18 protein-coding genes are annotated in these 21805 nt (G+C 64.4%); 15 read left to right on the plus strand and 3 right to left on the minus strand.

The window, feature by feature from the left end; all coding sequences use genetic code 11:
• Positions 1-92 precede the first annotated feature (92 nt).
• From QCE69_RS24860 to QCE69_RS24905, 10 genes are all read left to right on the plus strand, one after another.
• Positions 93-941 carry an ABC transporter permease gene (locus QCE69_RS24860; protein ID WP_309924039.1) on the plus strand — a complete coding sequence of 283 codons (849 nt, stop codon included), beginning with the start codon at positions 93-95 and terminating at the stop codon, positions 939-941.
• Between the two features lie 40 nt (positions 942-981).
• Complete coding sequence (gene wecB, locus QCE69_RS24865; RefSeq protein ID WP_309816352.1) at positions 982-2085, plus strand: non-hydrolyzing UDP-N-acetylglucosamine 2-epimerase; 1104 nt, start codon at positions 982-984, stop codon at positions 2083-2085.
• 179 nt (positions 2086-2264) lie between these two features.
• Positions 2265-3710 (plus strand): ABC transporter ATP-binding protein, encoded by a 1446-nt coding sequence (locus tag QCE69_RS24870; protein WP_309933519.1) that lies wholly within the window; start codon positions 2265-2267, stop codon positions 3708-3710.
• Complete coding sequence (locus QCE69_RS24875) at positions 3707-6955, plus strand: glycosyltransferase (RefSeq protein ID WP_309933520.1); 3249 nt, start codon at positions 3707-3709, stop codon at positions 6953-6955. The genes QCE69_RS24870 and QCE69_RS24875 overlap by 4 nt, the downstream gene beginning before the upstream one ends.
• 190 nt (positions 6956-7145) lie before the next feature.
• Positions 7146-8528 carry a hypothetical protein gene (locus tag QCE69_RS24880; RefSeq protein WP_309933521.1) on the plus strand — a complete coding sequence of 461 codons (1383 nt, stop codon included), beginning with the start codon at positions 7146-7148 and terminating at the stop codon, positions 8526-8528.
• 148 nt (positions 8529-8676) lie between these two features.
• Positions 8677-9738 carry a dTDP-glucose 4,6-dehydratase gene (gene rfbB / locus QCE69_RS24885; RefSeq protein ID WP_309816365.1) on the plus strand — a complete coding sequence of 354 codons (1062 nt, stop codon included), beginning with the start codon at positions 8677-8679 and terminating at the stop codon, positions 9736-9738.
• A gap of 11 nt (positions 9739-9749) precedes the next feature.
• Positions 9750-10643, plus strand: coding sequence for a glucose-1-phosphate thymidylyltransferase RfbA (rfbA, locus tag QCE69_RS24890; protein ID WP_309924050.1), 894 nt, complete (start codon positions 9750-9752; stop codon positions 10641-10643).
• Entirely contained in the window at positions 10628-11179 is a 552-nt protein-coding gene (rfbC, locus tag QCE69_RS24895; RefSeq protein ID WP_309933523.1) for a dTDP-4-dehydrorhamnose 3,5-epimerase, read from the plus strand. Before rfbA ends, rfbC begins: the two co-directional genes overlap by 16 nt.
• Positions 11176-12075, plus strand: a complete 900-nt coding sequence (gene rfbD / locus QCE69_RS24900; protein WP_309933525.1) for a dTDP-4-dehydrorhamnose reductase — start codon at positions 11176-11178, stop codon at positions 12073-12075. The genes rfbC and rfbD overlap by 4 nt, the downstream gene beginning before the upstream one ends.
• 139 nt (positions 12076-12214) lie before the next feature.
• Positions 12215-13198 (plus strand): LacI family DNA-binding transcriptional regulator, encoded by a 984-nt coding sequence (locus tag QCE69_RS24905; protein ID WP_309924055.1) that lies wholly within the window; start codon positions 12215-12217, stop codon positions 13196-13198.
• A gap of 11 nt (positions 13199-13209) precedes the next feature.
• Here the strand turns inward: QCE69_RS24905 and QCE69_RS24910 are convergent, their stop codons facing one another.
• Together QCE69_RS24910 and QCE69_RS24915 are read right to left on the minus strand one after the other, a co-directional pair.
• A complete protein-coding gene (locus QCE69_RS24910) occupies positions 13210-13950 on the minus strand; it encodes an enoyl-CoA hydratase/isomerase family protein (protein WP_309933526.1) in 741 nt (246 codons plus the stop codon).
• A gap of 34 nt (positions 13951-13984) precedes the next feature.
• Positions 13985-15301: an MFS transporter gene (locus QCE69_RS24915; protein WP_309933528.1), complete on the minus strand. Its 1317-nt coding sequence runs from the start codon at positions 15299-15301 to the stop codon at positions 13985-13987.
• A gap of 271 nt (positions 15302-15572) precedes the next feature.
• Between QCE69_RS24915 and QCE69_RS24920 the strand changes: the two genes are divergently transcribed.
• Together QCE69_RS24920 and QCE69_RS24925 are read left to right on the plus strand one after the other, a co-directional pair.
• Positions 15573-16451 (plus strand): isocitrate lyase/PEP mutase family protein, encoded by an 879-nt coding sequence (locus QCE69_RS24920; protein ID WP_309836317.1) that lies wholly within the window; start codon positions 15573-15575, stop codon positions 16449-16451.
• Between the two features lie 50 nt (positions 16452-16501).
• Positions 16502-17290 (plus strand): carboxymuconolactone decarboxylase family protein, encoded by a 789-nt coding sequence (locus QCE69_RS24925; protein ID WP_309924060.1) that lies wholly within the window; start codon positions 16502-16504, stop codon positions 17288-17290.
• Here the strand turns inward: QCE69_RS24925 and QCE69_RS24930 are convergent.
• Positions 17262-17960, minus strand: coding sequence for a GntR family transcriptional regulator (locus QCE69_RS24930; protein WP_309933530.1), 699 nt, complete (start codon positions 17958-17960; stop codon positions 17262-17264). The genes QCE69_RS24925 and QCE69_RS24930 overlap by 29 nt on opposite strands.
• A gap of 101 nt (positions 17961-18061) precedes the next feature.
• On the opposite strand from QCE69_RS24930, the gene QCE69_RS24935 reads away from it, so the two are divergent.
• The 3 genes from QCE69_RS24935 to QCE69_RS24945 are packed head-to-tail and all read left to right on the plus strand — an operon-like array spanning position 18062 to position 21793.
• A complete protein-coding gene (locus QCE69_RS24935) occupies positions 18062-19372 on the plus strand; it encodes an MFS transporter (RefSeq protein WP_309924064.1) in 1311 nt (436 codons plus the stop codon).
• Between the two features lie 22 nt (positions 19373-19394).
• The gene (locus QCE69_RS24940; RefSeq protein WP_309925276.1) at positions 19395-20351 is read left to right on the plus strand and encodes a D-2-hydroxyacid dehydrogenase; all 957 of its coding nucleotides are present in this window, start codon (positions 19395-19397) and stop codon (positions 20349-20351) included.
• A gap of 35 nt (positions 20352-20386) precedes the next feature.
• Positions 20387-21793, plus strand: coding sequence for an MFS transporter (locus QCE69_RS24945; RefSeq protein ID WP_309933532.1), 1407 nt, complete (start codon positions 20387-20389; stop codon positions 21791-21793).
• Positions 21794-21805 lie beyond the last annotated feature (12 nt).

Below are 21805 nucleotides of genomic sequence, written 5' to 3' on the forward strand. Positions count from 1 at the left end.
AACAAGTTACTCATAATTGTTGTTTTTGTTACCGAAATGCAGGCCATGCGGTAACAATAGCCACATCGAAACTGAAGGATGAATCGCCACACATGAGCGTCACTTATCGACATGACGGCCGCGATGAAGGTCGCAAGCGCGCGCACTTCAGCACTTTGTTTGCCGTGCCATGGCGAAATCGCCGGCTGATCTATGAATTGACCAAGCGGGACATTCTGGGCCGCTATCGCGGCTCCGTGATGGGCCTCGCATGGTCCATCGTGCAGCCGCTTATCATGCTCGCCATGTACACGGTGGTTTTCGGCACGCTGCTGAAGTCGCGCTGGCCCGGAACCACGGACAGTTTTCAATTCGCCGTCATTTTGTTTTCGGGGCTCATGCTGTTCAACTTCTTCGCGGAATGTCTGAATCGGGCGCCGACCATCATTACGTCGAATCCCAACTATGTGACGAAACTGATTTTCCCGCTTGAAATCCTGCCGTGGATTTCCGTGGCGTCCGCCGCGTTTCATCTGCTGATGAGCATCGTCGTGTGGGTCGCGTTCGCGTTGTATGTGTATGGCCGCATTCACTGGACCATCGTATTTCTTCCGGTGGTTTTCATCCCGCTCGCGATAGTGAGCGCAGGCGTAGGCTGGTTGTTTGCCGCCACCGGCGTGTATATCCGCGACCTTACTTATGTGACCGGTCTGCTTTCGTCGATGCTGATGTTTCTTTCGCCCATTTTCTATTCGCTGGATAATCTCTCGCCTGCTTTCCGCACGCTGATTCTCGCCAATCCGCTGACGTTCATCGTCGAGCAGACGCGGGTCGTGCTGGTGAAGGGCGACCTGCCGGATTTCATGGGCATCGGCCTGTATCTGGTGGGAAGCGTCGTCTTCGCCTGGCTGTGCCTGGCCTGGTTCCAGAAAGCGCGCGAAGGTTTCGCGGACGTCCTCTAGTCTGTCATCACATTCAACACCTGGTTTTTACGGAATCGTCGTGAACAAACGCAAGATCTTAGTCACTGTCGGGACGCGTCCCGAAGCCGTCAAGATGGCGCCGCTCATCGGGCGGCTGCAGAAGGAAGACTGGGCCGAGTGCCGCGTGCTCGCCACCGCCCAGCATCGCGGCATGCTGGACCAGGTGCTCGACCTGTTCAAGATCCACGCCGATGTGGATCTCGACATCATGCAGCCCAACCAGTCGCTGCCCGAACTGACTTCGCGGCTCATCACGCGGCTCGACCAGGTTCTCGAAGTGGAAAAGCCGGACGTCCTGCTGGCGCAAGGCGACACCACGACCGTGCTCACGGCCGCGCTCGCGTGCTTCTACCGGCGCATTCCGTTCGGCCACGTCGAAGCGGGACTGCGCACCGGCGACCTGGACAATCCGTTCCCGGAAGAGATGAACCGCGTCGTCGCGAGCCGGCTGGCGCGCTGGCATTTCGCGCCGACGCAAAGCTCGCGCCAGAATCTGCTGCGCGAGGGCGTGGACGACGCCTCGATCTTCGTGACCGGCAACACCGTGATCGACGCGCTGCTCGACGTGGCCAGCCGCTGCGACGGCGAGGCGCCTTATCAGGGCGAGCGCCGCCTGATCCTGGTGACGTCGCATCGCCGCGAGAATTTCGGTGAAGGCTTCCGGAACATCCTGCGCGCGATCAAGGCGGTCGCGGATGCCAACGAGGACACACACATCCTCTATCCGGTGCATCCGAATCCCAACGTGCGCGATCCGGCGTACGAACACCTCGGCGGCCATCCGCGCATCACGCTGTGCGAGCCGCTGTCGTACCTGCCGTTCGTCGCGGCGATGAAGCAGGCTTACCTGATCCTGACCGACTCGGGCGGCGTGCAGGAAGAAGCGCCCGCGCTGGGCAAGCCGGTGCTGGTCATGCGCCGCGAGACCGAGCGTCCGGAAGCCGTCGAGCATGAAGTGGTGAAGCTGGTGGGTACGGACTATGACGAGATCGTCTCGAGCGTGCAGCGCCTGCTCGACGACCCGGCCGAGTACAAGCGCATGGCGCGCGGCGTGTCGCCTTATGGCGACGGGCTGGCGTCGGGGCGTATCGTCGATGTCCTCAAGCAGTATTTCGGAGCGTAAGCGCATGGCAGACGTATCCGGGTGGTTTGGCAGGGCGAAGGCGGCCGTGCGTCTGGACGTTCGCCGCGCGGCGCGTCACGACGCTGACGGCTCGCCGGCAGGACATGCTTTCATCCTGCGCGGCGGCTGTGTGCCTGCCGCGCGTTCGACACGGAATGGCGATGTTTTCTGATCCGGGCATGAATCGCCCCCATCCTGACAGGCAGGACGAGATCGCCATTCGTGTCGAGAGCCTTTCCAAGCGTTTCGCCGTCTACGAGACGCCGCTCGAACGGCTGAAGCATCTCGTCATGCCGAAGCGCAAGAAAGGCTGGAGCGAATTCTGGGCGCTGGACAATGTCGACCTGAAGATCGGGCGGGGCGATACGGTCGCCATCATCGGCCGCAATGGTTCGGGCAAATCCACGCTGCTGCAGATCTTGTGTGGCACGCTCACCGGCACGTCCGGCAGCGTAGAGGTGAATGGCCGCATTGCGGCGCTGCTCGAACTGGGCGCGGGGTTCAACATCGAGTTCACCGGCCGCGAGAACGTCTATGTGAACGGCGCGGTGCTCGGGCTGTCGCGTGAGCAGATCGATACGCGTTTTGCGGATATCGAGGCATTCGCCGAAATCGGCGAGTTCATCGACCAGCCGGTCAAGACCTATTCCAGCGGCATGTACGTGCGGCTTGCTTTCGCCGTGGCCATTCACGTCGATCCGCAGATCCTGATCGTGGACGAAGCGCTGGCCGTCGGCGATTCGCGCTTCCAGGCCAAGTGTCTGAACCGCATCAAGGCGATGCAGAAGGACGGCGTCACCATCCTGTTCGTCTCGCATGACGTCGGCGCGGTGCGCACGCTCTGCGAGCACGCGCTGTGGCTGGATCACGGCAAGGTGCGCATGTACGGCGACGCGTTCTCGGTCACGGCGCAGTACAACCAGTTCCTGTTCGAGAAGGACGACGAGGAGACGCCGACGCCGAAGCTGACGCACGAGGCGCCCGCCGGCGAGCCCGAGGCTGAAGGCGAAGCCGAGGCCACTGCGGCAGCGGACGGCACGCCTGCTCAAGCAGAAGCCGAAGCACAAGCCGAAACGCAAGCCGAAACGCAAGCCACCGAGCCCGAACCCGAACCCGAGCAGGACAGCGCAGTCGGGCTGATGGCCAAGCATCGGCCGATCAACCATTGGGGCAGTCATGTCGGCTGCATTACCGACGTGGGCATGTACCACGCGAACGGCGAGCGGCTCTCCACGGTCAACGCGCTCGACGAGATGGAGATTCGCGTGCGCGTGACGCCGCCCGCGACGGCGGACCGCTCGACCATGAGCGTCGCGTTCTCGCTGAAGGACCTGCGCGGCACGGACCTGATCGTTTCCACCACGTGGGACCAGGGCTCGATGGACTTCACGCAGGCCGGCGAGACGGTGCTGGTGCGCTTCAAGCTGACCAACCGGCTCAACGCAGGCAATTACCTGCTGGCGGTGGCGCTCGAAGATCGCGCCAGCGTCCTGCCGCAATACTACGAATACATAGAAGGCGCGCATTACTTCACGTCGATGACCGAGCACAGGGTGTATGGCACCTTCGTCGCCGACGTCGAACAGGTCATGGAAGCGCAATCCGGACGGCGAGTCTACGCATGAGCGATCAAAACGGCATCAACAGCAACGAGTACTGGGACAAGCGTTTCGAAACCGACTGGGACAAGCTCGGCGGCCGCGAGCAGAGCCGCTTTTTCGCGCGCGTCGCGGTCGAGGCGCTGCCTGCCTGGTTCGTGCAGAAGGTCCGCCACGAGAAGCTGCGCGTATGCGATTTCGGTTGCGCGGAAGGCGACGGCACGGACGTGCTCGCGCAGGTGCTGGCGTGGGACATGACGGGCATCGACTTCTCGCAGCCCGCCATCGAGAGCGCGAACACGATGTACCACAGTGCGCGTTTCTCGCACGAGAACCTGCTGGATCGCCCGGACCGTCCGGCGTTCGACGTCATGTTCTCGTCGAATACGCTCGAGCACTTCGCGCGTCCCTGGGACGTGTTCGACGCCATTTCGAACTACGCGACGAAGTATGTCGTGCTGCTGCTGCCTTACCGTGAGTTCGACCGTCATTCCGAGCACGAAGTGACGTTCGATGCGCCGAACATTCCGCTCGCGCCGAAGGCCGGCTGGACGCTCGTGTACGAGTCGGTCGCGGATACGCGTCTGCACGAGCCGAGCTTCTGGCCGGGCTTCCAGATCCTGCTGATCTATGCGCGCAACGAGGAGGTCGCCGCGCTGCAGATGACGATGTCCGATGCGCGCATCAACGGCTCGGGCAGCGCGGACCATACCCTTGCCGAACTGCGCGCGGAACAGCAGCGCATGCGCGAGGTCGAGGCGCAGTCCGCCGCCGACAAGGCCCGCGCGGAGGAAGCGGTGGCGCAGCTGGACGCCGTGAAAGCCGAGGCGCGCGATGCACAGCTTGGCGTGGCGCATGCGGCGACGCATCTGGCCACGCTCACGCAGCGCTGCGACGTGCTGCGCGAGCGGCTTCAGACGGCTACCGAAGAACACGGGGCCCAGATCGGCGCTTTCGAGCGCATGCATCGGGACAACCTGAGGGAGCTGGATGCCGCCGCTCAGCGCGCGGCCACGGTCGCGAACGAGCTGACCGACTACATTCACTATCTGCGGCAACGCGAGCACACGCTGCAGAGCGAACTGAACCTGATCCACAAGAGCCGTAGCTGGCGCTGGACTTCATTGGCGCGTCAGGTGCAGGTGTGGCTGCGCCGCCGCATGAGCGACGTCAACTACGCCTACACGCACGGCGGCGTGCTGGACACGGCGCAGCGCATGTTCGCCTATGTGCCGAAGCATCTGCGGCGGCGTGCCGGTGCGGACGCGGCGCCTGCGCCGGTTGCATCGGCCGCGCCCGTGGAAACCGCTGCGCCGGTGGTCGCGGAAGCCGTGACGCCGGTCACCGTGATTCCGCCGAAGCTGCCGAGACAACGTCCCGACGCCCAGGCCGACGTCTTCGTCTTCAGCATCATCGACTGGCACTTCCGGATTCAGCGCCCGCAGCATCTGTCGCGCGAACTCGCGCAGGCGGGCCATCGGGTGTTCTTCTTCACGAACTATTTCGAGGATGCGGACGAGCCGGGTTTCTCGGTCGAACGGCTGGACGAAGCCTTGCCGCTCTTCCAGATCAAGCTGAAGGTCAAGGGCGCGCCGCAGATCTACTTCTCGCCGCCCGACGAAGACGCGCTCAGCCAGATGCGCACGGGCATGCGGCTGTTCACGGAGTGGACCGGCACCGATCATTCGTGGTCGATCATCCAGCATGCCTTCTGGTATCCGCTCGCGACGAGCCTGCAATCCGACGACCTGCTGTACGACTGCATGGATCACCATGAAGGCTTCGGCAATGTCTCGCCGGAACTGATCGAGGTCGAGAACCGGCTGATGCACAACGCGGACCTGCTGATCGCCACCTCGTCGTTCCTGGAGAAGGAAGCGCGCGAACGCAATCCGCGCGTGGCGGTAATCCGCAATGCCTGCCAGTACAGCGACTTCTGCAACGCGCCCGCCGAACGCTTCGTCGATCCCCAAGGCCGGCGGATCATCGGCTACTACGGTGCGATCGCCGACTGGTTCGACGCGGATCTGGTCGCGCAAGTCGCCGAGTCCTTCCCGGATGCACTCGTCCTGCTGGTCGGCGCGGACACGGCTGGCGTGCGCGAGCGTCTCGCGGGCTACGACAACGTGCAGATGACGGGCGAGGTGCGTTATACCGAGCTGCCGTACTACCTGTACGCCTTCGATGTCTGCATGATGCCGTTCCAGGTGATCCCGCTCACGCTGGCGACCAACCCCGTCAAGATCTACGAATACCTGGCGGCAGGGCGGCCGGTGGTCTCGGTGGACCTGCCGGAAATGGCGCAGTTCGGCGAACTGGTGCGCACGGCGACTACCTACGACGGTTTCGTCGATCAGCTGCGCGCCGCGCTGGCGGCGTTGCCTGATTCGAAGGCGGTCGTCGCGCGCCGCAAGGCCTTCTCCGCGGGACAGACCTGGGCGCATCGCGTCAACGACATCCGCCGCGCCGTGGAAACCCTGCCGCGCCCCACGGTGAGCGCCATCGTGCTGACCTACAACAACATCCATCTGACGATGGACTGTCTCGAGAGTCTGGTGCGCAACACGGCCGGCGTGGATCTGGAGATCGTCGCGGTCGACAACGCCTCCAGCGACGGCTCGCGCGCCTACCTGACCGCGTGGGCCGCGGCGCACTCGAACGTCAAGCTGATCCTGAACGACAAGAACCTCGGCTTCGCGGGCGGCAACAACGTCGGGCTGGCCGCGGCGACGGGCGACTACCTCACGATCCTGAACAACGACACGGTCGTCACACGCGGCTGGGCACGGCGGCTCGTCAATCATCTGCGCCACCATCCGGAGATCGGGATCATCGGGCCGGTGACCAACAATATCGGCAACGAGGCGCGCCTGACGACGCACTATCGCGGCATCGACGAGATGCACATCGAAGCCCGTTCGCTCACGGAGCCTTACCGGGGCGAGTGGTTCGAACTGAGCGTGGCCGCGTTCTTCTGCGTGATGATGCCGCGCAGCACGTATGAGCGTTGCGGGCCGATCAGCGAGGACTACGGCATCGGCTTTTATGAAGACGACGACTATTGCCGGCTGGTGGAATCGGCGGGGCTGCGTGTGGCCTGCGCGGAAGACGTGTTCGTGCATCACTATCTCTCCGCGTCCTTCAACAAGCTCGGCGAGGAGCGAAAGCTCGCCTTGCTCGCGACGAACCGCGCGGTCTATGAGGCGAAGTGGGGCACGTGGATGCCGCACAAGTCGCGCGAGCGGTCCAGGGTCGAGGGGGCGGCGGTCTGATCGCGCATAGCGCGGGTTCGAGGCGGCTCGCTGCTTGTGCAACCTGCCGGAGGCCGGCACCGCGCGCGCCGGCCTGGCGCTTGATTCATGTCTTTCGCGGGCGTTCAGCCATTCCTTTTTCGGGAACGGCGCACGCCCGCGCACATCCGGCGCGCGCTGACGCGCCAGTCATCAGAACGGAGTTTCAAACATGCAGGTCTGGTCCCGCACGGCCTCGGGAGAAGGGCGCGTCAACTTGCCCTTGATGATCGCCGTCGCGTTCGTTGCTTTCTTCATGACGGCGTTCTATGTGTCATACGCACACGCCGCCTGGTTCTTCCAGGACGACTTTGGCTTCCTCGAGCGTTATGCAGCAGTGGTCAAGCTCCCGGAGATGTGGCGCTTCACCAACTTCGGCCGCTTCATCACGCGCAACGTCTACTGGCACTACGGCCAGCAGCTCTTCGCACTGGACGCGCTGTATTTCTATCTCTTCAATCTCTTCTGCATCGGCGTGACCAGCGTGCTGGCCGGGCTGATCGTCACGCGCGGTCATGACCGGTTCGCGGGCGTCGTCGCGGGCCTGTTCTACTACGCATTGCCCGCGACCGCCGCTTCCTACGTGTGGCTGTCGAACTCGCAGCATCTGATCGGCCATCTGTTCGTGATGCTGTTCGTCTACCTGTTCATCAGCCATACGCCGTCCGCCGATGGCCGCACGCGCTTCGGCACCGTCCTCGCGCTGCTGGTCGTCCTGATACTTGGCTACATGTCGAACATCTTCATGTGCATGGCGGTCAGCCTGCCCGTCTGGATGCTCGCCACGGATGCGAAGCACCGGCGGGACTGGCGCAACTATGTGGTGCCGCTGGTGGGCATCGCATTGTTCGTCGTGTTCTTTCTGAAGCTGAAGGCGCAGCAGTCGGATGTGTATGCCACGTCGTACAAGCTTTCGGTTCTCTGGGAGAACGCCGCCTACTATTTCTACGGCAACGCGTCGCGCGTCGTGTGGGTGATCGTGGTGGTCGCGGGTGCGGCGAGTTCATGGGCCAAAGGCAGGCTGCTCACGGCATGGCTGTTCCTGGCCTCGTTCGCGTTCTTCCTGCCTTTCGCGTTCCTGGTTCACCAGCACTACACGCAGTACGGCGAACTCGCGCAACTGTTCTTCCTGATGGCCGTCCTGTGCGCGCTGCACGAGCTGCTGCCGGCGCGGGGTGTGAATCTTGCACGCTGGATCGGGGTGGCGGCGCTGCTGTTCATCTTCGGCGCGGCGTTCCGCGAACCGATCGCCTATTTCAGCCGCGAGCCTTATGGCGCGACCGTGCGTGCGGACGTCGAAGCGCTGCGCAACTACGACCGCGCTCATCCGCAAGTCTCGGTGTATTGCTTCCGTCCGAGCCAGGCGACGGTCAATACATCGGGCGTAAAGACCTGGGATATTCCAGGCGAATGGTGGTTTTCGGGCTTCGGCACGGCCTATACCGTGTTCGTGAATCACAACAAGATCTTCAGGCTCGCGTCCGGGCCGGAAGCGCCCGCATGCGACGTTACGCTGGTGCTCGAGAACGGACACGTGCAAATTCCTGCGAACTGATGCTGCGCGGACCAGGACAAGCGTCCGTCGCACGGTAGGCGGTAACATATAATCCAGCGCGCCAACAGGGTGCTCCGCAAGGCGGAAAGCGCAAGGCGTGCATGGCATGGCAGTTCAAACAGAAGCTAGTGGAAGAAGAGAGGGCATCATGATTCTGGTCACGGGCGGCGCGGGGTTCATCGGCGCCAATTTCGTTGTCGACTGGCTCGCGCAGACGGATGAGCCCGTGCTGAACGTCGACAAGCTGACGTACGCCGGCAATCTCAAGACGCTCGAATCCCTCTGGAACGACACCCGTCACGTGTTCGCGCGCGCGGATATCTGCGATCGCGCGGCCATCGACGAGCTGCTGGCCCGGCACACGCCGCGCGCCATCCTGCATTTCGCGGCGGAGAGTCACGTGGATCGCTCGATTCACGGGCCCGCCGATTTCGTGCAGACCAATGTGGTCGGCACCTTCACCTTGCTCGAAGCGGCGCGCCTGTACTGGAGCAAGCTGCCCGAAGCCGACAAGCAGGCCTTCCGTTTCCTGCACGTCTCGACCGACGAAGTCTTCGGTTCGCTCTCGGCCACGGACCCGCAGTTCTCCGAGACCACGCCGTATGCGCCGAACAGTCCGTACTCGGCCACGAAGGCGGGGTCGGACCATCTGGTGCGCGCGTATCATCACACCTACGGCCTGCCGGTGCTCACGACCAACTGCTCGAACAACTACGGTCCGTTCCAGTTCCCCGAGAAGCTGATTCCGTTGATGATCGCCAATGCGCTCGGCGGCAAGCCGTTGCCGGTGTATGGCGACGGCCAGAACGTGCGCGATTGGCTGTACGTGGGCGACCACTGCGCGGCGATCCGTGAAGTGCTTGCGCGCGGCGTGCCGGGCGAAACGTATAACGTCGGCGGCTGGAACGAGAAGAAGAATCTCGATGTCGTGCATACGCTGTGCGACCTGCTCGATCAGGCGCGGCCCAAGTCGGGCGGTTCGTATCGCGACCAGATCACCTATGTGAAGGATCGCCCGGGCCATGACCGGCGCTATGCCATCGACGCGCGCAAGCTCGAACGCGAACTCGGCTGGAAGCCTGCGGAGACCTTCGAGACCGGCCTCGCGAAGACGGTGCAGTGGTATCTGGACAATCAGGTGTGGTCCGACGAAGTCGCTTCCGGCGAGTACCGGAAATGGGTGGAAACCAACTACGCGCAGCGCGCGTGAGGGAACTGACGATGGCGCGCAAAGGCATCATTCTCGCGGGCGGATCGGGCACCCGGCTCTATCCGATCACGCACGTCGTCTCGAAGCAGCTGCTGCCCGTGTACGACAAGCCGATGATCTACTACCCGCTGTCGACGCTGATGATCGCGGGCATCCGGGACGTGCTGATCATCTCCACGCCACAGGACACGTCGCGTTTCGAGACGATGCTCGGCGACGGCAGCCAGTGGGGCATGAACATCCAGTACGCGGTGCAGCCTTCGCCCGACGGGCTGGCGCAGGCGTTCCTGATCGGCCGCGAGTTCATCGGCAACGATCCCTGCGCGCTGATCCTCGGCGACAACATCTTCTACGGGCACGATCTCGCCAAGCTGCTGGAAAGCGCGAATGCGCGCACGGAAGGCGCCACGGTGTTCGCCTATCACGTGCATGATCCCGAACGTTACGGCGTGGTGGAATTCGATCGCGAGTTCCGCGCGCTGTCGATCGAAGAAAAGCCCGAAAAGCCGCGCTCCAACTATGCGGTGACGGGCCTGTACTTCTACGACAACAGCGTGTGCAACATCGCGGCGGACATCAAGCCTTCGGCGCGCGGCGAACTCGAAATCACCGACGTCAACTCGTGCTACTTGAACGACGGCAAGCTCACCGTGCAGATCATGGGGCGCGGCCACGCCTGGCTCGACACCGGCACGCATGATTCGCTGATCGAAGCCGCCACGTTCATCGCCACGTTGCAGAAGCGGCAGGCGCTGGTGGTGGCATGTCCGGAAGAGATTGCCTTCCGCCGCCGCTGGATCGACGAGGAAGCCTTGCTCGCACTCGCCCGGCCGCTCGCGAAGAACGCGTACGGACAATATCTGCTCAACCTACCGAAGGACCAAGTCGCATGGCCATCAGCGTAACCGCCACGGCATTGCCCGAAGTCAAGATCATCGAGCCGAAGGTCTTCGGTGACGCACGCGGCTTCTTCTACGAAAGCTTCAACGCCCGCGAATTTGGCGAGCTCGTGGCGCCCGGCGTCGAGTTCGTGCAGGACAATCACTCGCGCTCGGCTCGCGGCGTGCTGCGCGGCCTGCATTATCAGATCGAGCACGCGCAGGGCAAGCTCGTGCGCGTGGTGGAAGGCGAAGTGTTCGATGTCGCCGTCGATATCCGCAAGCATTCGCCGAACTTCGGCAAATGGGTGGGCGTGGCGCTCTCGGAAGCGAACCATCGGCAATTGTGGGTGCCGCCGGGGTTTGCGCATGGTTTCGTGGTGCTGTCGGAGTCGGCGCAGTTTCTCTACAAGACCACCGACTACTGGTATCCGGAACACGAGCGCAGCCTCGTCTGGAACGACGAGACCATCGGCATCGAATGGCCCATCGACTTCGAGCCGATGCTCGCCGCGAAAGACCGCGACGGCAAGCGCCTCGCCGAAGCGGATTGCTACGCATGAGCGCGCCCGCCTTGCCCGCCATCCTGCTGACCGGCGTGAACGGTCAGGTCGGGTTTGAACTCGCGCGGACCTTGCAGGGTTTGGGACGCGTGGTGGCGCTGGATCGCCAGGCGCTCGACCTGCGCGATCTCGAGCGCGTGCGCAGCGTGCTGCGCGAGCTGCGGCCGGCGGTCGTCGTGAATCCCGCGGCCTATACGGCGGTGGATCGCGCGGAAGACGAGCGCGACGAAGCCCACCATCTCAATGCGGCCTTGCCCGCGACGCTCGCCGAGGAATGCGCCCGCACGAATGCCTGGCTCGTGCATTACTCGACGGACTACGTCTTCGACGGCGCGAAGGACACGCCCTATGTGGAAACCGACGCTGTCGCTCCGCTCAACGTCTATGGCGAAACCAAGCTCGCCGGGGAACAGGCGATTGCGGCAAGCGGCTGCCGGTATCTGATCCTGCGCACGAGCTGGGTCTATGGCGCACGCGGCGCGAACTTCATGCGCACCATCCTGCGGCTGGCGGAGCAGCGCCCGGAACTGACGATCGTCGCGGACCAGTTCGGCGCGCCGACCTGGAGCCGGACCATCGCCGAACTCAGCGCCGGCATGCTGAGCCAGATCGGCTACGCGGAACGCACCCGGCCCGGCTCGGCCGATGCGCTCAGCGGCCTCTATCACCTGACCAACGGCGGGCGCACGTCCTGGTGCGAGTTCGCCGGCGAGATCCTGCGCGTGTGGGGCAAGACGGAGCAGACGCGCGTGACGCCGATTCCGGCCAGCGCCTATCCGGTGAAAGCACGCCGTCCGGTCAACTCTTGTTTGTCCAACGCGAAGCTCGCGGCGGCCTTCGGCCTCGCCGCGCCCGACTGGCGGCACGCGCTCGAACTGTGCGCGCAGCAGACCTGATTCACGCCTGCATCGTCATCCAGTAACATGGCCGCACGGCGCACAGGGCGGCCGGTTCAGGCGCGGGCATGACCTCGTCGCGCGCCGCATCAGGAGCGAGATCAGGGTGGGAAGAAAAGGAGCGACTCAGGCGACCTCGATGAAAGACGTCGCGCGTCTCGCCGGCGTATCGACAATGACCGTCTCGCGCGCCATGCGCTCGCCGGGCAGCGTCTCGCCACACGTGCTGGAGAGCGTGCGCGCGGCCATCGAGGCGAGCGGCTATGTGCCGAACCGCATCGCGGGCAGCCTGTCGTCGAATCGCTCCACCGTGGTCGCGCTCGTCGTGCCGAGCCTGCGCAATGCGCTCTATGCCGAAACCATCAAGGGCATCTCCGAAGTGCTCACGCGCAACGGCCTGCATCTGATGATCTCGGACAGCGGACTCGATCTCGACGAAGAAGAGAAGCTCGTCGCCGAATACATCGCGATGCGTGTCTGCGGCGTGATCCTGCACAACACGAAGCACACGCCGCGCACCGTCACCATGCTGCGCAACAACGGCATCCCCTGCGTGGAGACCGGCAATCTCAGCGGCGACCCCATCGACATGGTGGTCAGCTACTCGAATCATGCCGCGGGCAAGGCCATGGCGCGGCATCTGCTCGAACTGGGCTATCGGCGTTTTGCGTTCGCGAGTCTCGCGGTGGCGGGCAGCGACCGGCTGCGTCAGCGACGCAACGGCTTTCTCGCGGAACTCAAGCGTGCGGGCGCCGGCATTGCGCCGGGGCTCGTGCTGGAAGTGGAGCCGGGACTGGAAAGCGGTTCACGCGCGCTGGCGCGTATCGTTGAACAGGAGCCTTCGGTGCAGGCCGTGTTCTTCGCCGGCGACGTGCTCGCCGCCGGCGCCGTGTTCGAATGTCAGCGGCGCGGCATCGCGGTGCCGGGACGCATCGCGGTGGCCGCATCCGATGACAACGAGCTGATGCAGAACATCGTGCCGCCCATCACCACGGTTGCATTTCCGCGCTATGAGATCGGCGTGCGCAGCGCGAGCATGATCGTCGCGCGGACCAAGGGGGTGACGCTGCCGGTGTCGAGCGTCGATGTCGGCTTCGAAGTGATCCAGCGCGGCAGTACCTGAGCGCGGTTGCTTTAACCGAGGCCGCTTTCGTCCATCGCTTTCAAGGCCGCGATCAACGCAAAGCGCGACTGCTCGACCGCCTCGTTCGGATTGCTGCAACGCGTGTTGTAGTAGAGATCGCGGCCAAGACTCACGATGTCGCGATTCCATTGCGCCGTGCAGCCCGCCAGTTCCACGGCATGCTCCAGCACGCTGTCCGCCGGCACGATCTCGTTGACGAGATGGAACTGCTGCGCCTCCGCCGCGCTCAGCAGCCGCGCGCGATACACCATGTCCCACAGCACCTTCTTCGGCAGACTGTCCTTCACGATGGCCAGCGCGAGAAACGGAAACAGTCCGTGCGCGATTTCCGGCAGACCGAAGGTCGCGCCTTCGTGCGTGACCGCGAGATCGCACGCGGTGAGCAGGCTGAAGCCGCCCGCATGCGTGGGGCCGTTGTTCGCGCAGACCAGCGGCTTGCCGACGCGCGTCATCGCCCGTTCCATGTCGCTGAACGCGCGCGCGAAGCCGAGCCGGCCTTCGCTCGTGCCGCCCGCGCTCATGTAGTCGCCGCCGGTGCAGAAGACTTCGCCGTGGCCTGTGAGCACGACGCCGCTCACCGACTTGTCGATGCGCGCCGCCTCGAACGCGCGCACGGCCTGCTCGGCCATGGCTTGCGTGACGCGATTGTTCTTGTCCGGCCTGCACATCGTGAGGATGCGGACGCTGCCGCGGTTTTCGATTTCGATCGTGCCTTGCTGCGCTGCATTCATGGCGGGTTTCCGTTTGAGTGGTCGATGAGAAGAGTCAGCCGCGCGCCTCGCGAAGCGCCTGCGCGGCGTCCTGCGTGTTCATATCCCGGCGATAGTGCCGGCTGACGACCGCAAGAATCAGCCACGCGATCACGCCATACGCGCCGATGGCCTGCAATCCGCCCGCCGTGCTGCCGGTCGCATCCTTGATGACGCCCACCACGTAGGGCGCGGCGAAGCCCGACAGGTTGCCGAGCGAGTTGATCGCCGCGAAGCCGATGGCCGCGACCGCCGGCCCGAGCAAGCCGGGCAGCAGCGCCCAGAAGACCGGCAATGCCGAGAACACGCCGAACGAAGCGAGACACAGCAAGGCCAGCTTCAGCGCGGGCACGGCGACGAGCGTCGAGCCGACGAGCCCGATAATGCCGAGCGCCATCGGCAGCAAGACATGGAAGCGGCGTTCGCCATGACGGTCCGAGCGCCGGCTCCACCACATCATGCCGAATGCGCCGACGGCAAACGGAATCGCGGCGACGATGCCTACCTGCATCAGACTCAGATGGAACTCGCGCACGATCTGCGGCAGGAAGAAGCTCAGCCCGAAGTTGATGCCGACAATGCCGAAGTAAGCGGCCGCCAGCATCAGCACGAGCGGCCGTTTCACGATGTTGAGGAAGCCGTGCTCGTTGAACGCGACGCTGCGCGTGCGTTCCGCATTGAGCGTGGCATCGAGCCAGGCGCGTTCGTCGTCGGCGAGCCATTCGGCTTGCGCGGGGGAATCGCGCAGCACCTTCAGCACGACGGCCGCGAGCACGAGTGAAGGCAGTGCTTCGGCGATGAACATCAGTTGCCAGCCCTTCAGGCCGAAGACGCCGTCATGGCCCAGCAGCCATCCGGACAAAGGTGCGCCGAACACGCTGGCGAACGGCATCGCGGCCATGAACACGCCCACCACGCGGCCGCGATGACGCTCCGGCACCCAGTAGGTCAGGAACAGGATGACGCCCGGGAAGAAGCCCGCTTCGGCGGCACCGAGCAGCACGCGCACGATGTAGTAGCTCCATGGCCCGGTAATGAACGCCGTGGCCCCTGACAGGATGCCCCACGTGAGCATGATGCGCGCGATCCAGCGGCGCGCGCCCACGCGTTCGAGCGCGAGATTCGACGGTACCTCGAAGAAGAAGTAGCCGATGAAGAACAGTCCTGCACCCAGGCCAAACACGGTGGAGGAAAACTTGAGATCCGCACTCATGGTCAGCGCGGCGAAACCGACGTTGACGCGATCGAGGAATGAGATCACGAAACAGATGATGAGCAAGGGCACGAAGCGGCGCGTGACCCGGCGCATGGTTCGCGATTCGATGTCGGACATGGGTGTGTCTCCTGGAGCGGCCGGGGGGTTTTGGTCCTGGTCTGTGCATGCATTATCTTGAGCGAGCAGGGCTTGCGAGGAATAGGGGAATACCCTTCGCGCTGGTCTCAGGCATCCCGATTTAAGCCTTCAACCTATTGATGATTAACGATAAAACAGAATTTACGCCGACGTGATATCGATATCAAATAATCGCCTTCCAGCCTTGCGTCTTGCGTTGAGTTATCGATATCATGAAACCTTGTCATTCACGCAAGCAGGGGAGAAGACCTTGAACCGTTCCGCCCAATTCCGCGAGTTGCTCAAATCCCCGCCGTTCGTGTGCCTGGGCGCACACGACGCCGTCACCGCCATGCTGGCCGAACAGGCCGGCGCGAAGGCCATCTATGTGAGCGGCTTCGCGGCGTCCGCCATCGTCGCCGGGCAGCCCGACGTGGGCCAGCTCACGCAGACGGAAATGTTCGACCACATCCGCCGCATCTGCCGCGTGACCAAGGTGCCGGTCTTCGCCGATGCCGACACCGGTTACGGCGGCGTGCTCGACTGCCAGCGCACCATCAAGCTGTGGGAAGAAGCAGGTGCGTCGGTGCTGCATCTGGAAGATCAGGCGGTGCCGAAGAAGTGCGGTCACTTCGCCGGCAAGCAGCTGGTGCCGAAGGAAGAGATGCAGCAGAAGCTCGCCGCGATGCTGGCCGCGCGCACGGATCCGAATTTCTTCATCGTCGCGCGCACCGATGCGATCGCGGTGACGGGTCTGAACGACGCCATCGAGCGGCTCGAATCGTATGCCGCGATCGGCGCGGACGGCCTGTATGCCGATGCGCCTGAAAGCATCGACCAGATGCGCGAACTGATCCGCCGCCTGAAGCCGCTCGGCAAGCCGATCCTGTTCAACATGGCGCGTTCGGGCAAGAGCCCGTACCTGTCGTTGAAGGAAGTGCACGAGATCGGTTTCGACTACGCGCTGTGCCCGATCGAACCCATGTTCGCGATGCACAAGGCCGTGAAGGAAATGATGGAGATCTTCATGCGCGAAGGATCCACCAATGCGGTGGCGGATCGCCTGACCTCGTTCGAGGATTTCAACAAGTTTGTCGGCCTCGACAAGGCCGTCGCGGAAGAGGCGCGCTACGCGAACATCGGCCGCTGAGCTTGCGGCGATGCCGGGCGCAGCCATGTCCTGCCAAGCCTGGAGGAGACATGCACATCAAGGACCGCATCAGGCATTTTGCCGCGCAGGGCGGGACCTGGAACGCCTCGCTCGATGCGCTCGCGGACGCCGCGCCCGAGTTCATCGACGCGTGGCTCGACTTCGCGGGCAAGCCGCTGCGGCACGGGCCGCTTGCGCCGAAGACCAAGGCGCTGATCGGTCTCGCGCTCAATGCGGCGATGACGCATCTGCACGAGGACGGCATCCGCGAACACTTGCGCCGGGCGCTGGACCATGGCGCGACGCGCGAGGAACTGGTGGAGGTGCTGCAACTGGTCAGCGTGATGGCCGTGCATGCGTGCACGCTCGGCGTGCCGATCCTCGCCGAATGCCTGGCGCTCGATCCGCATCAGGCCGACGAACTGCAACGCAGCGACGCACGCCGCGACGCGTTGCGTGCGGAGTTCGAGGCCAAGCGCGGCTACTGGAATCCGCTGTGGGAAACGCTGCTTGCGCTCGATCCGGAGTACTTCAAGGCTTTCATCGATTTTTCGGCGGCGCCGTGGTTGTCGGGCGCGCTGGAGCCGAAGGTCAAGGAGTTCGTGTATATCGCGGTGGCGGTATCGGCGACGCATCAGTTCGCGCCGGGTACGCGCATCCACATGAAGAACGCACTGGGGTATGGCGCAAGCGCGGCTGAACTGCTGGAAGTGATGCAGCTGGCCAGCGCGATGGGCATTCAGAGCTTCACGGTGGCGTGGCCCTTGCTCGACGAAGCCATCGCGGAGCATGCGGCGGCGGGGGACGCGCTCAGACCTGATCGAGGCGAAAGTCCCTGAGCGTGGCGAGCTGCTTCTGCACGCCGCGCGCGCGGTGTTCGCGAAACAGGCGTTGCGCGGTATCGGCATCGGAGCGGGCGAGCGCTGCGACGATCTCGCGATGTTCGCCCGCCGATGCGTGCGGTTTCGGCCCGAGCTTCAGCGTGATGAAACGCACGCGATGAATCTGGTCCCAGTACTTGCGCACGATCTGCTCGAGCCGCGCGTTGCCGCACAGCTTGAGGAGATGAAGGTGGAAGGCTTCGTCCGCGGCGGCCCAGGCTTCGAGGTCGTCCTTCGCGAGCGCGCGGTCCATGGCGACGCACGCGCGTTCGAGCGCTTGCAGATCCTTCGCGGCGGGCTTGCTCACGGCGACGAGTTCCGCGGCGGTCGCTTCGAGGCTGGTGAGGATCTGATAGATCTCGCGCATGTCCGCGACCGACACCGGCAACACGCGCATGCCGCGACGCGGCACGAGTTCGACGAGGCCTTCGTCACGCAGACGCACCATCGCCTCGCGAACCGGCGTGCGGCTCACGCCGAAGGCTTCGGCGAGCTCCTGTTCGGTGGCGTAGGCGCCGGGGCGCAGCGCGTTGTCGAGAATGCGCGCGCGGATCTGCGTGAAGACGATATCGGAAGAGGTGGTGCGGAAAGAAGGGACGGCGGTCTCGTTCGCTGGAGTCTTCGGCATGGAGGTCGCTCGATGATGATGCGCGCTGTCGCGGGCGTGCCAGGCTGAACGCATTATAGCCAGCGTGTTCACGCTGCATGACGATGTTCAAGGAGACCTGCATGGATGAACTCGAAGTCCGCACCATGCGCCGGGTGCTGCGGCGTTATGTGCCGCTGTTGATCGTGTGCTTCGTCGTGTCGTTTCTCGACCGCGTGAACATCGGCTTCGCGGCGCTGACGATGAATCGCGCGCTCGGCTTCTCGGCGACGACCTTCGGCATCGGCGCGGGCCTGTTCTTCATCGGCTATGTGATTTTCGAGGTGCCGTCGAACCTGATTCTCGAACGGGTCGGTGCGCGCCGCTGGATTGCGCGGATCATGCTGACCTGGGGCGTGCTGTCGGCCTGCATGGCCTTCGTGCAGGGACCGGCGAGCTTCTTCACGCTGCGCGTGCTGCTCGGCATCGCCGAGGCGGGCTTCTTTCCCGGCATCATGCTGTACTTCACGTACTGGATTCCGGGCGCGTGGCGCGCGCGGGTCGTGAGCGTCTTCATGGCCGCGATGCCGTTCGCCAATGTGTTCGGCTCGCTGTTGTCGGGCTGGCTGCTCGGACTCGACGGCGTGTTCGGCCTGCACGGCTGGCAACTGATGTTCATCGCGGAGGGCTTGCCCGCCGTGCTGCTCGCGTTCGCCGTGCTCGCCGTGTTGCGCGATACGCCCGCGCAGGCGCAGTGGCTCGCGCCGGACGAACGCGCGTGGCTCGCGAACACCATCGCCGCCGAACGCGCCCGCGTGCCCGCCGCGCGACACGGCGGCTGGAGCGCGGTGCGCAACCCGGTGATCGTCGCGCTGGCGCTGGCCTACTTCGGCATCAATCTGTCGATCTTCGGACTGAGCTTCTTCCTGCCGCAGATCGTCCGCGAGTTTCATCTGAGCCTGAGCATGGTCGGCGTGGTTGCGGCCATCCCGTTCTTCATCGCCGGCTTCGGCATGATGTGGTGGGGCAGACGTTCCGACCGTCACGACGAACGCCGCTTCCACGTGCTGCTGCCGATGGCGCTCGCCGTCATCGGACTGGGCGGCTCGACGCTTGCAGCCGCTCCGGTTCTCAAGCTTGGCTTTCTCTGTCTTGCTGCGTTCGGCACCTTCTCGGCGGTGGCGATCTTCTGGTCCACCTTGCCGTTGCTGCTCGGACCTGCGGTCGCGGCCATCGGCTTCGGCGCGATTAACTCGTTCGGCAATCTCGCGGGCTTCACCGCGCCCTATGCGATCGGCGTCGTGAAGGACGCCACCGGTCATTTCGACGCGGGCATCCAGTTGATCGCGCTATACGGCTGCTTTGCGCTTGCGGCGCTGGCGTGGGCCATGCGCGGCCGGCACGGCCGGACCGGAAACGATGCGAACGAACTCGCCGCCACCGAGCGTCCCTGATCCACGAACCTCAATGACATCGATGAACATCGTCTTTCTCGACCGCGCCACCCTCGCTCCACAGACCCGCCTGCGCCGGCCGGATTTTGCGCACACATGGCGCGAGTATCCGGCGACGGCCGCGCACGAAGTGGCCGAACGCATTCGCGATGCGGACATCGTCATCACGAACAAGGCGCCGATCAGCGCGGCCGCGCTCGAACACGCGCCGCGCGTGAAGCTGGTGGCGGTGGCGGCGACCGGCACGAACGTCATCGACCTGGAGGCGTGCAAGGCGCGCGGCATCGCCGTCTCGAACATTCGCGACTATGCGCGGCATACGGTGCCCGAACATACCTTCGCGCTGATCTTCGCGTTGCGGCGCAGTCTGGTTGCGTATCGCGAGTCGGTGCGCGCGGGCCGCTGGGAAGCGAGCGGCCAGTTCTGTTTCTTCGATCATCCGATCCGCGACCTCGCCGGTTCGACGCTCGGCGTCATCGGCGACGGCGCGCTCGGTCGCGCGGTGGCCGCGCTGGGGCAAGCGCTCGGAATGCGCGTGCTGATGTCGGCGCACAAGGGCCGCGAGGGCATGGGTTCGCTGTACACGCCGTTCGACACGGTGCTGCGCACGAGCGATGTCATCACGCTGCACTGCCCGCTCACGCCCGCGACGCGCAACCTGATCGACACGCCGGAGTTCGCCGCGATGGAGCGCCGCCCGCTGCTCATCAACACGGCGCGCGGCGGGCTCGTCAACGAGCATGCGCTGGGGCCGGCGCTGCGGGACGGGCGGATTGCGGGCGCGGGCTTTGACGTCGCGACGTCCGAGCCGCTCGCCGCCGATCACCCGTTCCGCGCCTTGCTCGACTTGCCGAACTTCATCCTGACGCCGCACGTTGCGTGGGCCAGCGAGGAGGCCGTGCAGGCGCTGGCGGACCAGTTGACCGGCAACCTCGAAGCGTTCGCGCGCGGTGCGCCGCGCAACCTCGTCATCGTCTGACCATCGTCTGACAAGCATCGTTTCCGGAGACCGACATGCAGGCTGACACCCGTATCGGCGCACGCCTCGACAGCGTGCCGCTGTCCCGCTATCACTGGAAGTTGCTCGCGTTGATTGCAGCGGGCATGTATTTCGATTCGTTCGATATCTACATTGCCGGCACTGTGCTCGCCGCGATGATCAAGAGCGGCGAGTCCACGCTGCAACTCAACGCGACCTTCGTCTCGGTGACCTTCATCGGCATGATGGCGGGCGCGTGGCTGTCCGGCGTGATGGGCGACCGCTACGGACGACGCTTCTGCTATCAGTTCAATCTGCTGATCTACGGTCTTGCTTCCATTGCGGCGGCGCTCGCGCCCTCGATGACCTGGCTGATCTTCTTCCGGCTCGTGATGGGTATCGGGATGGGCGCGGAGATCGTGGTTGGCTACGGCACGCTGAGCGAGTTCATTCCGCCTGCGTGGCGCGGCCGCTTCGGCACGATCGTCAATCTCATCATCAACTCGTCGCTGTTTCTCTCGACGCTGCTCGGCTGGATGATCGTGCCGCATTACGGCTGGCGCTGGATGTTCGCGATTGCCGGCGTGGGCGCGCTGGTCGCGTGGTTCCTGCGCAAGCGGATGCCGGAATCGCCGCGCTGGCTGGCGTCGAAAGGGCGTGAGCGCGAGGCGCTGGCGGTGGTCGAGTCGATCGAGGCTGCTTGCGGGGTGACGTCTTCTGTGTCGCCTTCTGTGTCGTCTCCGGTTGCGCGTGAGAGCGTGCCTGAGGCGAGCAGCCGTCTCCGCGACCTGTTCGCGCCCGGCATGCGTGCGCGCACCATCAGCGCGATCACCGTACTCGTGGTGCAGTTCGTCGCGCAGTTCGCGTTTGTCAGCTGGATCCCGACTTTTCTCGTCAAGGAAGGCCACACGATCTCCAGTTCGCTCGGGCTGACGGCCATCATGTTCGCGGGGGGACCGGTTGGATCGCTCATTGCCTTTCTGCTGACGGAGCGCATCGGGCGCAAGTGGGGCATCGTCGCGTTCTCGCTGATCTGCGCGGCGCTCGGCGTCGGCTATCCGTTCGCGCAATCCGAAGTCGTGATCGCCGTGCTGGGGTTTGCGATTACTGCGTGTCTTTATGTGTTGTCGTCGTTCACGATCGCCAGCTATGTGCCGGAGCTGTTTCCCACTGCTTTGCGGCTGCGTGGCACGGGGCTCGCGAATACCATCGGGCGCGCGGTCAGCATCGCGTTGCCTTATGCCGTGGCGGCGGCGTATGCGGGCACGGGCATCGCGGGCGTGCTGACGCTGATCGTCGGGACGCTGCTGGCGCAGGCGTTGATCGTCGGGATGTTCGGGCCGGAGACGAAGAACCGGTCGCTCGAGGCGATTTCCGTGGGGACGGAGGAAGGGGCGCGGGAGCGTGGGGAGGGGGTGGGCGCGTTTGAGCGGGGGAGGTGAGGGGCTGGGAGT

It is taken from the genome of Caballeronia sp. LZ032 (genome assembly GCF_031451315.1).
Taxonomy (GTDB): Bacteria; Pseudomonadota; Gammaproteobacteria; order Burkholderiales; family Burkholderiaceae; genus Caballeronia.